Here is a 13,218-nt window from a genome sequence, read left to right as displayed (position 1 = left end):
GGGGTAACATATGTCTGGAGGATTAGTTACAGCTGCATACATTGTTGCCGCGATCCTGTTTATTTTTAGTCTGGCGGGGCTTTCGAAACACGAAACCTCTCAGCAGGGTAACAACTACGGCATCGCCGGGATGGCGATTGCGCTGATTGCCACGATTTTTGGTCCGGATACCGGCAACGTTGCGTGGATCCTGGTAGCGATGATCATCGGCGGCGCGATTGGTATTCGTCTGGCGAAGAAAGTCGAAATGACCGAGATGCCGGAGCTGGTGGCAATTCTGCACAGCTTCGTCGGTCTGGCTGCGGTACTGGTGGGTTTCAACAGCTACCTGTATCACGATACGGGCCTGGAGCCGATTCTGGTGAACATTCACCTGACGGAAGTGTTCCTGGGTATCTTCATCGGTGCGGTGACCTTTACCGGTTCTGTGGTGGCCTTTGGCAAACTGCGCGGCAAGATCTCCTCTAAACCGCTGATGCTGCCGAATCGTCACAAAATGAACCTGGCGGCGCTGGTTGTTTCTTTCCTGCTGCTGGTGGTGTTTGTTCGTACCGAAAGCGTGGGCCTGCAGGTTCTGGCACTGCTGGTGATGACCATTATTGCACTGGCCTTTGGCTGGCATCTGGTGGCCTCCATCGGCGGTGCGGATATGCCGGTTGTTGTTTCAATGCTTAACTCCTATTCAGGATGGGCGGCAGCGGCGGCGGGCTTTATGCTGAGCAACGATCTGCTGATCGTTACCGGTGCGCTGGTCGGTTCTTCTGGTGCGATCCTGTCTTACATTATGTGTAAGGCGATGAACCGTTCATTTTTCAGCGTTATTGCGGGCGGCTTTGGTTCTGACGGTTCTTCTACCGGGTCTGATGAAGAAGTTGGTGAACATCGCGAGATTACTGCGGAAGACACAGCAGAAATGCTGAAGAACTCGCACTCCGTGATCATCACCCCGGGCTACGGCATGGCAGTGGCTCAGGCACAGTATCCGGTCGCGGAAATTACTGAGAAACTGCGCGCGCGCGGCATCAAAGTGCGTTTTGGTATTCACCCGGTAGCAGGGCGCTTGCCAGGTCATATGAACGTGCTGCTGGCGGAAGCCAAAGTACCTTATGACATCGTGCTGGAAATGGATGAGATCAACGATGATTTCGCCGATACCGATACCGTGCTGGTCATTGGTGCCAACGACACGGTAAACCCGGCGGCGCAGGATGACCCGCGCAGCCCGATCGCCGGCATGCCGGTGCTGGAAGTGTGGAAAGCGCAGAACGTAATTGTGTTCAAACGTTCAATGAACACCGGCTATGCAGGTGTGCAGAACCCGCTGTTCTTTAAAGATAACACCCATATGCTGTTTGGCGATGCCAAAGCCAGCGTGGATGCGATCCTGAAAGCGCTGTAATTGCCAGTAAAAGTTAGACGGCCTCTGCGGAGGCCGTTTTTTTAAACATCCAGTTTACGCTGGGTGATCCATTCCACACGAGCAGGATCGCGATGCGAGAAGAACGCGCTGGTTCCGCTGTCCATCGCGGCAATTTGCGTCATCTCTTCCGCCGTTAGGGCAAAGTCCAGCACCTGAATATTCTCGGCCATCCGCGTTTTACGCACGGTTTTCGCCAGCGAAATTATCCCACGTTGATAAATCCAACGCAGCACGACTTGACCAACGCTTTTGCCATATTTTTCACCAATAGCCGCTAAGACTGGGTTCTGAAACAGGTCATTGCGTCCTTCAGCGAACGGCGCCCAGGCTTGCGGTTGAATATTCCGGCTCTGCATCCAGGCTACGGCATGCGGTTGCTGATGAAAAGGATTCACCTCAATCTGGTTAACGGCCGGGATTACGCGATTGAAAGCGATTAAATCCGCCAGACGATCCGGATGAAAGTTACTCACGCCAATCGCGCGGATTTTCCCTTCTTCATATAATTCTTCCATCGCGCGCCAGGCACCGTGCACATCGCCATAGGGCTGATGAATCAAATAAAGGTCAATATAATCCAGTTGAAGCCGTTGCAGAGAACGTGCGAATTGCGCCTTTGCGCCTGCATAGTTGGTATCTTGTAACCACAGTTTGGTAGTCACAAAAAGCGCCTCGCGGGGGACTCCGCTTTGCTTAAGTGCATTGCCGACCTGAGTTTCATTCTGGTAGGAGGCAGCGGTATCAATCAGGCGATATCCTGTATCAATGGCATCCCGTACGGCTTGCTCACATTCGCTGGCATCGGTCATTTGATAAACGCCAAATCCGAGCAGGGGCATCTCAACACCGTTATTCAGAACTGTTGTATTCATTGGGTTCTCCTGAGCATCATCGTTGCATTGGCTGCAGATTAGCAAATCTGTGTTGATACGATTAGTCTGTGAAATTCGCATGGACCTATGAGTAGAATTCATTTCTGAAAGGTAATTATTGGAAGTCAGTCACAAAATATGACGCCTATGATTTCACCATTCATGATTTCAGTTCATAAACTCATGCGGTTTTAACCGTATAATCACGGCAATACGTTGTCTATATACTGCGACCTGACTTTTTAGAACATGACAGGGCACTATGCGTACACGTGAACATGCCTCACCGGTAACTACCGCAAGCCAGACCGGTCTTACTTTTATTCTGATCCTCAGTGGCCTGATGGCCTTTACATCGCTTTCTACCGATATTTATCTTCCAGCAATGCCGACGATGGCCGAGGATTTACATGGCAATGTTGAGCTGACGATTACTGGTTTCTTAATTGGTTTTACTATCGCACAGTTGATTTGGGGGCCGATTAGCGATCATATGGGGAGGCGCAAGCCGCTGTTTATCGGCATGGTGCTATTTATCATTGGTTCCGCAGGGTGTGCGCTGTCTACAAGTATCACGCAAATTGTTTTCTGGCGGGTATTTCAGGCGCTTGGAGCCTGTACCGGACCTATGCTGGCGCGAGCGATGATCCGCGATCTCTTTGCACGTACTCGTGCGGCGCAAATGCTCTCGACCCTGGTGTTGGTGATGGCGATTGCGCCAATCGCCGGACCGTTGATTGGCGGGCAAATTATTCGCCTGAGCACCTGGCACTCTATTTTTTGGCTGCTGGTGGTGATTGGTGCGCTGATGTTTATCTCCCTAAACTGGCTGCCCGAAACATTGCCGGAAGATAAACGGGTGAAAGCCTCTTTGGCTGGCGCATTTCGTAATTACCGCTCGTTGTTAACCAATGGGCGTTTCATGCGCTATACCCTGAGCCTGACGTTTTATTACGTCGGTGCGTACGCGTTTATTACCGGGTCACCGTTTGTTTATATTAGCTATTACCATGTTGATCCACAGCATTACGGCTGGTTGTTTGCGCTAAACATTATCGGTGTTATGGCGATGAGCGTGGTCAACCGTCGTCTGGTTCAACGACATGCTCTGGAACAACTGCTGAAATATGCGACGATGCTGGCGGCGCTGGCCGCAGTGGCGCTTGCACTGCTGGTTAAGCTGGAGTCAGGCGGAATTGTTGCCATTATCGTTTCCATTTTTCTGCTGTTCTCGATGAATGGCATTATTGCCGCGACGTCGACTGCCGCGGCGTTGGACGCGGTACCGAACATTGCGGGTTCAGCTTCGGCGCTGATTGGCGCGTTGCAATATGGCAGCGGTATTATCTCATCGTTGCTGCTGGCCGCCTTCAGTGATGGCACGCCCTGGACCATGGCGTGGATAATAGCGCTATTTACGCTGTTAAGCGCCGTTTTGGCTTTCCGCGTGAAACGATAAAGGAAATGCCCCGTAATGGCGGGGCGAAAACTCATTCTTTGTTCAGATCGCTAAGCATCACGGCAATGCTTTGACCGCCGTTGGTTTGCTCAAGCGCGATTTTCACGATGATGGTCAGCGGCACAGAAAGCAGCATCCCCACGGGACCGAGCAACCAGCCCCAGAAGATTAACGACAGAAATACCACCAGCGTAGACAGCCCCAGCCCGCGGCCCATGATCCGCGGCTCGAGGATATTCCCGAATACCAGGTTGATGACCAGATAGCCTGCCAGAACCACCAGCGCATCGTAAAGACCGCTGAATGCCAGCACCTGAGCAATAGGGGGAATGGCCGCCAATACAGAACCGATATTAGGGATGTAGTTCAGGGCGAAGGCCAGTAATCCCCAGACAAAGGCAAAGCGCACATCCAATGCAGCAAGCATGCCCCAGGCGACCAACCCGGTCACAATGCTGATTGCCGTTTTAAGCACCAGGTAGTGGGAGACGCTGTCGATGGCACGTTGAATCGCCGCCATACCTTCAATGGGGCGACTCATCATTTGTTTGAGTTTGTTGGGCAGTTGCGGTACTTCCAGCAGCATAAAAACTACCGTCAGTAGCAGTAAAAATATCGATGACATAGCATTTGAAAGCTGCGCCAGTAAATTGGTCACCAGCGTCATTGCCGCGTTCGGATCGATATATTTGACGAGCTCGTCCACGGAAACGCCGATCCCTGCGCGTTGTAACCATGGTTCAAGATTTTTCAGTGGGATAACCAGTGAAGAGCGATATTGCGGTAGCGTTCGCGCAAGTTCATTTAAGGATGTACCTAAATACGCCAACAGCAGCACCATTAACATTACAATAATAACGATAAGCAATGACACCGCAATTACGCGCGGTATGCGAAGCTTGACCATCCGCTGCACCACGGGATTGAGCACAACGGCTATAAATAACGCCAGAATAAAGGGGACGATGATATCTGCGGCAAAGCGAATACCGCTCAGGATGATAACCAGCATGCCCAGCATAATGACTATTTTTAGACCGTTAAGCGTGATGATCGGTTTCGCCATGTGTATTCCCGCATTTTTCATTTTTGAATCTGCATAATAATGTGATTTGCGTCGAGCCGTTATAACAAAAATCAAACGGGGCAGGTAAAGAAGTGAAAAGACTTTGAGTTCGTCTTGAAGCTATGATACAAATCATCTGTGTTTAACTACCGAGGACAATTATCATCCGCGATGATGAGAAGCAACACTGCGGATAATTGTAATATTATGGACAATATGTTCAGGATGTTTTTGCGTTTACCTACACTTCTTCGTACCTCCTCCACTTTCTTGCTTGCGGGTGAGCAACACTGGCGCAACGCGCTTTAGTCCCTTCTTCTGCCTGAGCTGGCGCTGTGCGCTGAGCTAACTAATTTTATTTTTTGGTTTACTGCATGCAGTAGGCCTAAAGGACTATATTCTCAAGCAGGAGAAGCATCATGTTTTACTGGATATTATTAGGTCTGGCCATCGCGGCTGAAATTACTGGTACGCTGTCAATGAAATGGGCAAGCGTTGGCCATGGTAATTCAGGCTTTATTTTAATGCTGGTAATGATCGCCTTATCATATATTTTTCTTAGTTTCGCTGTTAAAAAAATTGCCCTTGGTGTGGCCTATGCCTTGTGGGAAGGTATCGGTATTTTATTTATTACGCTGTTTAGTGTGTTGTTATTTGATGAAACCTTGTCCACGATGAAAGTGGCTGGACTGGTCTCGCTGGTATTAGGCATTGTGCTGATCAAGTCTGGTACTCGAAAACCTGCCAAAACGAGCAAAGAGGTGACCCATGCAGCAGTTTGAGTGGGTTCATGGTGCCTGGCTTGGCATGGCCATCGTGCTGGAAATAGTCGCTAACGTCTTTTTGAAATTTTCTGATGGATTTCACCGCAAGGTTTATGGCGTGCTGTCGCTGGCTGCCGTGTTAGCGGCCTTTAGCGCGCTGTCGCAGGCGGTAAAAGGTATTGACCTTTCTGTTGCCTACGCTTTGTGGGGCGGGTTTGGGATTGCCGCGACGTTAGCGGCTGGTTGGGTGTTGTTTGGTCAGCGCCTGAATAATAAAGGCTGGATCGGTGTGGCGCTGCTGCTGGCCGGAATGGTGATGATTAAACTTGCCTGATATCCGTGCTGCCCATTAATGCGGGCAGCATATGTTACTCCTGCGCCAACTCTTCCAGCTTATCGCGAAAACCGGTCACGGATATGGCGCGATTATCGGCTCGCCAGCGATCTTTCGCCGCCGGAGCGGAGCTTTGTACGCCAATCAACTGCCAGCCTGAATCTGTCTTCAGCATCAACGGTGAACCGCTGTCGCCCGGGAGCGTGTCGCACTGGTGCGACAAGACGGTATTCTGCGCCCAGCCGGTCACCACGCAATCCTGATGGGTGTACAAATCGTCCAGATGATCTTCCGGATAGCCCGACTGTGTGACTTTGCGATCGGCGGTTTTCAACGCCGCGGTTAACGCCGCTTTATCACCTTCAAATAATGGTAGGGGCGTGATTCCGGAAGGCGGGTAACGCAGCACCACCAGACCAAAATCCCACGGGGCTGCGGATGGCGGCACAATCCAGCCATCGCCATCTGCTTTCAAACGCTTACCGAGTGAGGGATCAACCCGTCCTTCGATTCCATGGATTTCATAGCGCCAGACACCCTTTTTCGACACAAAGCGTAACGCGACGGCTTTATCCGGTTTGCCTTTCGGTGGGGCGAGCAAGCAGTGTCCGGCAGTCAGGGCCAGATGCGGTGAAATGAGCGTGGCGGTACACAGATTACCACTGGCGGTTTCCAGTTGTCCGATAGCATCCCACGGTGATTGCGTTGGATCCGTTACTTTCGTGCGATCGTCATGACCAAAAAACAGCGTTTTTATGCTTTCTGCTTCAGCGGTGGTCGTTGCTGGCTGATCTGCATGCGCAACAACAGGAAAAAAACAAATTGAGCCCAGTAATACAGCAATGGTTTTATGCATATCACACTCTGGTGGGGAATTATGATTATAAACAGCAAACCCTCAGTTAATACTATAGACGGGACGGCGAGAAAGTGGGAGTAAAATCAGATAACTACACTCAGGAAAGATAAAAATGCATGGCAATGAGGGCGCAAATTATCAGAGTAATAAGAATGAACTCAAAGCGGTAATGTGACACCATTTTACCCTCCGAAAGGCGGCGCTACATCAGGTTGATTTAGCGCCGTATGCTATGGCGTGGGGGACGCCATAGTGACTACAAATGCGTTATGCTGCAGGTTGAGCTGCTGGTTTAGCGGTGTCGTGTTTTACGGCTTTTTTAGTGTGTTTTTTAGCGGCCTGAGCTTTCTGCTCTGGTGCTTTTTGTTCTGCTGCTGGCTTGGTTGCTGCTTTTTTGGTGTGTTTTTTAGCAGCCTGAGCTTTCTGCTCTGGCGCTTTTTGTTCTACAGCCGGTTTAGTGGTGGATTTTTTAGCGTGTTTCTTGGCAGCCTGCGCTTTCTGCGGCGCTGCTTTGTGCTGTTTTTTATGATGCGTGGTTTTTGCCGGCGCTGCTTTGGTGGTTGCAGCAGCAGTCGGAGCGGTAGTAGCAGTTGTTTCAGCGGCAAAAGCAGCAGAAGACAGACCCATAGCAGCGGCAACAACCAGAGCTAATACTTTTTTCATTCTCATACCCTCGATTTGGTTTTTCATTCAACCCCACTGCGGGGCCGTTGAAATAACTATATCGCTGTAAACACAGGGCTTCCGTGAGTCATTGGTTTCGGCGTGTAACGATATGTACAATGACTCACGGTATGAGATTACAAATAGCGGGCTTCCAGATGAGAACGGAAATAACGGCTGCTGAGCGGCTCTCCGGTCGCCTGGGTAATAAGCTGTTCAGTAGTAAAGCGGCTGCCATGCTGCCAGATGTTCTGACGTAACCAGTCAAACAGGGCACCAAACTCACCTTGGGCAATAGACTGATTCAAATCAGGCAATGCGCGGTTAGCGGCACTGAACAACTGCGCTGCATACATGGCGCCTAAGGTATAGGAAGGGAAGTAGCCAAAGCCGCCGTCAGTCCAGTGAATATCCTGCATACAACCGTTACGGTAGTTTCCGATCGTTGACAGCCCCAGCCAGGCCTGCATTTTCTCGTTCCACAATGCCGGGATATCATCCACTTCAATATCGCCATTAATAAGCGCACGTTCGATTTCATAACGCAGGATCACGTGAGCGGGATAGCTTACCTCGTCGGCATCAACACGGATAAACCCGGGTTTGACCTGCTGGTTCCAGGCGATGAAATTGCTTTCTTCAAACGCTGCCTGATCGCCAAAGTGGCGCGTTACAGCCGGAATCAACCGCATCAGAAAGGCTTTACTGCGTCCCAGTTGCATCTCAAAGAACAGACTCTGGGACTCATGAATGGCGGTTGAGCGTGCCAGAGCAATAGGTTGCCCAGACCAGCTGCGTGGCAGGTTTTGCTCATAGCGCGCATGACCGGTTTCATGGATCACGCCAAACAGCGCGCTGAGTAATTCGTTTTCATCATAGCGGGTGGTAATGCGAACATCTTCTGGTACGCCGCCACAGAAAGGATGTGCACTGATATCCAGCCGACCAGCGGTAAAGTCGAAACCTAGCTGTGCCATTGTTTCAAGACCCAGCTCTCGCTGTACAGCTGTTGGGAAGGGACCTACCGGGGCGATGAGCGACTGCTGAGACTGCTTTGCCACCACCTTGTTTAGCAGATCGGGCAGCCAACTTTTAACGTCTGCGAAAAGGACATCCAACTGAGCGCTGGTCATTCCTGGTTCAAAGATGTCCAGTAGCGCGTCATACGGCGAACAACCTTTTGCTTCTGCGCGCAGTCGGGCTTCTTCGCGGCTATACTTCACAACCTCTTTCAGGTTTTCGGAAAATCCTTCCCAGTCATTAGCTGGTCGCTGGCTACGCCAGGCATGCTCACAGCGGCTTCCCGCAAGTGATTTTGCTTCTACCAACGATTCGGGCAACAAGGATGCCTGGTGATGCAATCGCGACATTTCGCGCAGATTCGCCTGTTCTACATCGTTGAGATCTTCCTGTTGCGCTGCGGCAATCCACGTTGCCACTTTCGGGTCAGTTAACAGTTGGTGTTCAAGCACGCTCAGCTCGGCCAACGCTTCGCCTCGGGCTTTACTGCCTCCTGGCGGCATCATGGTAAACATGTCCCAACTGGCGATTGCCGAGAGGTGGGAGAAGCGAGAGAGCCGCTGGAACGTGCGGGTGAGCTGATGGTAATTATCATTGTTACTCATTTTTTGTTCTCGTTCTGTTTAGGTGTGGTTAAGAAGTTTACCGTGATTCACTCACTTTTCATAAACACACCTTTGTACCCGGTTTTCCGTAACAGCTTTTTATAGCGAAAAGCCAGCAGAACCACAAAACAGATGGCGTAGATAATAGGGAGCGGTGATAACACTTTTACCGACCACAGATAATGCAGCGGTAGCAAAATGGCGGCCAGGTAGACGTAGTTGTGCAATGTTTGCCAGCGTTTGCCCATTTTACGCTGAGCGGCTTGTGTCGAGGTCAACGTCAACAGGAATAAGATAATCCAACCGGCCATACCCAGCATTAGCCATGGGCGTGAAACCAGTTCACGACCCAACAATCCCAAGTTTTGTATACCCAGTTCCAGCAGAGCATAGCTGGTTATATGCAGTGTGGCCCATGCAAAGCACCATAAACCTAACAACCGCCGGGTACGAAACAACAAAGGCTGCTTTGCATAGCGCGCAAGCGGCGATACCAGCAGGGTAACCAGCAAAAACTTCAGCGCGGTAATGCCCGTAAAGTGCTGGATATCTTTTCCCGGGGCGGCACCCAACCCGCCATGCTGCGCGGCCCAGAAGAGCCATAGCAGGGGTAAAAAACCGGCGAAATGCAGCAGCACTTTCAGGCCGGTTATCTGTTTTGCAGTCAACCTCACTTAAAAATACTCCCGAAGATCCATGCCCTGATATAACGATGCCACCTCATCGGCATAACCATTAAAAGGTAACGTGGGCTGTCGCTGTACATCGAGAATGCCACCCGAACCGATAAAACGCTCAGTAGCCTGAGACCAGCGAGGGTGATCAACCTGCGGATTTACGTTGGCGTAAAAACCGTATTCATTCGGTGCAGACATATTCCAGGTCGTCGGTGGCTGCTCACGCGTCAGCTTGATACTGACAATCGATTTAATGCCCTTGAAGCCGTATTTCCAGGGTACGGTCAGGCGTATCGGCGCCCCGTTTTGCGGCGGCAATGCTTTGCCATATACGCCTACGGTGAGAAATGTGAGCGGGTGCATAGCCTCATCCAAACGAAGACCTTCGACATAGGGATATTTCAACCCACCGCCAATAAAACGGTCTTTCTGACCCGGCATTTCATCAGGGGCGTAGCGTGTTTCAAAGGCAACATATTTGGCGTGACTGGTTGGCTCAACCAGCGCCAGTAATTTATGCAACGGAAAACCCACCCACGGCACAACCATCGACCAGGCCTCAACGCAACGCATCCGATAAATACGTTCTTCTAATGGAAAGCGTGTGGTCAGCGCATCATGATCCAAGGTTAAAGGTTTGTTGACCTCACCGCTGATGGTTAACGTCCAGGGATCGGTTTTCAGGCTACCGGCATTGGCGGCAGGATCGGCTTTATCCAGACCAAATTCGTAGAAATTGTTGTAGCCTGTCACCTTGTCTTCTGGCGTCAGAGACAGGCTGTTTTGCCAGCGTTCGGGCTTTGTGAACTCAAGCGCTTTGCCTGCGGGGGCGGGTGGACGATCGTTGCCTTTAAACCAATCCAGCAAATTAGCCTGTGTAGGAGAGGACAGCGTGGCCGCAGCAGCACCTATCCCAAGTGCTTTGAGGATCTGTCGTCGTTGCATAAAAAATACTGACTCGGCTGTAACATCTGCTTCCCGAAGTGGACGTTTTTTTAGCATGACTTTTCCTTCTTATTTTCATGTTAAGGAAAACAAGCGACGTTTCCCTGTTGATGTCTGACGTGTCTATAACGACATACTGCTCGCATGCGTATCCCTGGATCCTCACGAAAAGTTAAAAATTTTGTGATAACTTCCGCCCCTTGCCTGAGGTAAGCTTTCAGCACGACGAGAGGGGGATGACACTGATGGCAGGCGCGAAAAAGATATTTTTGGTGGAAGATGACAGCGATATTGCCTCACTTTTGCAGCTTAGCCTGAAGGATGAGGGTTACGAGATTGTTCATGAGGCAGACGGAGCTCGTGCGCTTGAACAACTGGAGAAACACGTCTGGGATGCCGTTATCCTCGATCTGATGCTGCCGGGTGTCGACGGGCTGGAGATTTGTCGTCGCATTCGCCAAATGAGTTTTTATTTGCCCGTCATTATCATCAGCGCCCGCACCAGTGAAACGCACCGTGTATTGGGGCTGGAAATGGGTGCCGATGATTATCTGGCCAAACCTTTCTCGGTGCTGGAGTTGATGGCCCGGGTAAAGGCATTGTTTCGTCGTCAGGAAGCGATGAGTCAGAACCTGCGTATGGAGGCGGGGATTATCACCGTTCATGGCGTAGAGATTGACCCATTAGCCCGGGAAGTCCGGCTGCATGGTAAATCCCTCGATTTAACGCCGCGCGAATTCGATCTGCTCTATTTTTTCGCCCGTCATCCAGGCGAGGTCTTTTCGCGTCAGGCGCTGTTAGATCAGGTGTGGGGCTACCAGCATGAAGGGTATGAGCATACGGTGAACAGTCATATTAATCGCCTGCGGACCAAAATTGAAAAGGATGCTGCCGAGCCGGAAATTATTCTCACGGTTTGGGGACGAGGCTATAAGCTTGCTGCGGTTAACGCGGAGCATCAGCCATGATTTATCGCCTGTCGCTGAGCCAGCGTCTGACCCTCGTCTTTACCGCCATTATGCTGATTTGTGCGGTTACCGTCAGTGTTGTCCAGATCCGCAGCAGTAAACAGTATGGCGACGCCATGGTGCAAAGGCTCTCGCTGGAGCTGGCGAGCAAGATTGTCAAAAGTGAGTCGCTTATTGATACCAGCGGGCAGATTAATCGCCAGACCTTAAAAGGATTGTTTAATCACCTGATGACGCTCAACCCCAGCGTGGAGCTGTATCTGATTTCACCGTCAGGTGAAATACTTGCTGATGCCGCACCGCCGGGGCATATCCAGCGGCAGAAAATTAGCGTACAGCCGATACAGGATTTCCTTAACTCAGATGCGTTGCCCGTCTATGGCAACGATCCGCGCAGCAGCCAGCAAAAGGTATTCAGCGCCGCGCCAGTTTTATATAACGGTGAGCTACATGGCTATTTGTACATTATTCTGCAGGGCGAAGATCTGAATATGCTGGCGAATACCGCCTGGCAAAAAACGCTCTGGAATACCGTGGCCTGGACGTTAATACTGGTTTTATTCGCCGGTGGAATTGCAGGTTTTCTGGTGTGGCGATGGGTGACGAATCCAGTGAAAAGGCTAACCGGACAGGTGGTAAAACTGGAGAAGGACAGCATTACCGTCATCAAACAATTGGCACAAAAAAATCCCGAACCGGTACCGGAGAATGAAATAGCGCTGCTGAACAATGCGTTTATCGAGTTAGCGCAGAAAATTGCCCAGCAGTGGGATTTATTAGCAGACAGCGATCGTCAGCGCAGAGAGTTTATTGCCAATATTTCGCACGATTTACGCACACCGTTGACTTCACTGTTGGGGTATCTGGAAATGCTGTCGCTGAAAGCCGATACGATGACGCCGGAGGAAAACCGGCATTATCTTAGCATCGCGCTGCGCCAGGGGCATAAAGTTCGCCATCTGTCACAACAGCTGTTTGAGCTGGCAAGGCTGGAGCATGGCGGTATAAAACCGCAGCGTGAACGTTTTGCTATTGGTGAATTGATCCAGGACGTGGCACAGAAATTTGATCTCCCTGTTGCCACGCGTCATTTGCAGTTGCACCTTGACGTAACGGGGCCGTTACCGCTGGTGAATGCCGATTTATCGATGATAGAAAGAGTCGTGACGAATTTGCTGGATAACGCTATCCGTCATACGCCTGACGGAGGCGAAGTGCGGCTAAAAGTCTGGCGTGATGAAGACCGTTTGTTAGCCGAAGTGCAGGACAGCGGGCCAGGGGTAGAAGAAGCTGTGCGAGAAGTATTGTTTCAGCGCCCGACCGCGTTAATTCCCCGTGAGCAGCGGGCCGAGCGCGGCGGTCTGGGCTTACTGATCGTGCGTAGAATGCTCGAACTGCATGGAGGAGATATACATCTGGTTAGCTCAACTGCAGGGGCCTGCTTCCGTTTCTCGTTGCCGCTGGCGGATTCTCCTCTGAGTAGTTGACGGTGAAGTTCCGGAGTAAAGAGGGTTTTGGCATTGTACTCATGGGCATTGCGTAAAAGTTGGTAGGTTGTCAGTGATA

At 50.9% G+C, this 13,218-nt stretch carries 15 protein-coding genes; 7 read left to right on the top strand and 8 right to left on the bottom strand.

What is annotated here, in order from left to right; all coding sequences use genetic code 11:
- The first annotated feature begins 10 nt into the window (after positions 1 to 10).
- On the top strand, positions 11 to 1,399 hold the full coding sequence (gene pntB / locus OGY17_RS12160) for a Re/Si-specific NAD(P)(+) transhydrogenase subunit beta (RefSeq protein WP_003832859.1): 1,389 nt from the start codon (positions 11 to 13) through the stop codon (positions 1,397 to 1,399).
- A gap of 41 nt (positions 1,400 to 1,440) precedes the next feature.
- Here the strand turns inward: pntB and OGY17_RS12155 are convergent, their stop codons facing one another.
- Positions 1,441 to 2,292 (bottom strand): aldo/keto reductase, encoded by an 852-nt coding sequence (locus OGY17_RS12155; RefSeq protein ID WP_286607337.1) that lies wholly within the window; start codon positions 2,290 to 2,292, stop codon positions 1,441 to 1,443.
- 262 nt (positions 2,293 to 2,554) lie between these two features.
- Here OGY17_RS12155 and OGY17_RS12150 point away from each other — a divergent pair, with 262 nt between their 5' ends.
- Complete coding sequence (locus OGY17_RS12150; protein ID WP_048235417.1) at positions 2,555 to 3,751, top strand: multidrug effflux MFS transporter; 1,197 nt, start codon at positions 2,555 to 2,557, stop codon at positions 3,749 to 3,751.
- 31 nt (positions 3,752 to 3,782) lie between these two features.
- Here the strand turns inward: OGY17_RS12150 and OGY17_RS12145 are convergent, their stop codons facing one another.
- The gene (locus tag OGY17_RS12145) at positions 3,783 to 4,817 is read right to left on the bottom strand and encodes an AI-2E family transporter (RefSeq protein WP_286607335.1); all 1,035 of its coding nucleotides are present in this window, start codon (positions 4,815 to 4,817) and stop codon (positions 3,783 to 3,785) included.
- 138 nt (positions 4,818 to 4,955) lie between these two features.
- Here OGY17_RS12145 and OGY17_RS23355 point away from each other — a divergent pair, with 138 nt between their 5' ends.
- The 3 genes from OGY17_RS23355 (at position 4,956) to mdtI (ending at position 5,915) form a co-directional block, all read left to right on the top strand.
- Complete coding sequence (locus OGY17_RS23355) at positions 4,956 to 5,126, top strand: protein YdgV (RefSeq protein ID WP_087050578.1); 171 nt, start codon at positions 4,956 to 4,958, stop codon at positions 5,124 to 5,126.
- A 107-nt stretch (positions 5,127 to 5,233) separates the two neighbouring features.
- Complete coding sequence (gene mdtJ, locus OGY17_RS12140; RefSeq protein ID WP_162623449.1) at positions 5,234 to 5,599, top strand: multidrug/spermidine efflux SMR transporter subunit MdtJ; 366 nt, start codon at positions 5,234 to 5,236, stop codon at positions 5,597 to 5,599.
- Positions 5,586 to 5,915 carry a multidrug/spermidine efflux SMR transporter subunit MdtI gene (gene mdtI, locus OGY17_RS12135; RefSeq protein ID WP_286607333.1) on the top strand — a complete coding sequence of 110 codons (330 nt, stop codon included), beginning with the start codon at positions 5,586 to 5,588 and terminating at the stop codon, positions 5,913 to 5,915. Before mdtJ ends, mdtI begins: the two co-directional genes overlap by 14 nt.
- Positions 5,916 to 5,949: 34 nt before the next feature.
- Here mdtI and OGY17_RS12130 read toward each other — a convergent pair whose 3' ends face one another.
- From OGY17_RS12130 to msrP, 6 genes are all read right to left on the bottom strand, one after another.
- Positions 5,950 to 6,771: a trypsin-like serine peptidase gene (locus OGY17_RS12130; RefSeq protein ID WP_008784714.1), complete on the bottom strand. Its 822-nt coding sequence runs from the start codon at positions 6,769 to 6,771 to the stop codon at positions 5,950 to 5,952.
- Between the two features lie 100 nt (positions 6,772 to 6,871).
- Positions 6,872 to 6,955 carry a small membrane protein YdgU gene (gene ydgU / locus OGY17_RS23350; RefSeq protein WP_049259791.1) on the bottom strand — a complete coding sequence of 28 codons (84 nt, stop codon included), beginning with the start codon at positions 6,953 to 6,955 and terminating at the stop codon, positions 6,872 to 6,874.
- 86 nt (positions 6,956 to 7,041) lie between these two features.
- Positions 7,042 to 7,437 carry an acid resistance repetitive basic protein Asr gene (asr, locus tag OGY17_RS12125; RefSeq protein WP_048214236.1) on the bottom strand — a complete coding sequence of 132 codons (396 nt, stop codon included), beginning with the start codon at positions 7,435 to 7,437 and terminating at the stop codon, positions 7,042 to 7,044.
- Between the two features lie 137 nt (positions 7,438 to 7,574).
- The gene (locus OGY17_RS12120) at positions 7,575 to 9,062 is read right to left on the bottom strand and encodes a carboxypeptidase M32 (protein ID WP_286607331.1); all 1,488 of its coding nucleotides are present in this window, start codon (positions 9,060 to 9,062) and stop codon (positions 7,575 to 7,577) included.
- Positions 9,063 to 9,109: 47 nt separating this feature from the next.
- A complete protein-coding gene (gene msrQ, locus OGY17_RS12115; RefSeq protein ID WP_286607329.1) occupies positions 9,110 to 9,736 on the bottom strand; it encodes a protein-methionine-sulfoxide reductase heme-binding subunit MsrQ in 627 nt (208 codons plus the stop codon).
- A complete protein-coding gene (msrP, locus tag OGY17_RS12110) occupies positions 9,737 to 10,741 on the bottom strand; it encodes a protein-methionine-sulfoxide reductase catalytic subunit MsrP (RefSeq protein ID WP_286607327.1) in 1,005 nt (334 codons plus the stop codon).
- Between the two features lie 188 nt (positions 10,742 to 10,929).
- Between msrP and OGY17_RS12105 the strand changes: the two genes are divergently transcribed.
- Positions 10,930 to 11,652 (top strand): winged helix-turn-helix domain-containing protein, encoded by a 723-nt coding sequence (locus tag OGY17_RS12105; RefSeq protein ID WP_008784719.1) that lies wholly within the window; start codon positions 10,930 to 10,932, stop codon positions 11,650 to 11,652.
- Entirely contained in the window at positions 11,649 to 13,139 is a 1,491-nt protein-coding gene (locus OGY17_RS12100; protein ID WP_286607325.1) for a sensor histidine kinase, read from the top strand. Before OGY17_RS12105 ends, OGY17_RS12100 begins: the two co-directional genes overlap by 4 nt.
- Positions 13,140 to 13,218: the final 79 nt, after the last annotated feature.

Source organism: Citrobacter sp. Cpo126 (genome assembly GCF_030332445.1).
In the GTDB taxonomy this organism is placed as follows: Bacteria; Pseudomonadota; Gammaproteobacteria; order Enterobacterales; family Enterobacteriaceae; genus Citrobacter; species Citrobacter portucalensis.
The sequence above is the reverse complement of the archived record's forward strand: the minus strand, read 5'-3'. Positions and strand labels throughout refer to the sequence as shown.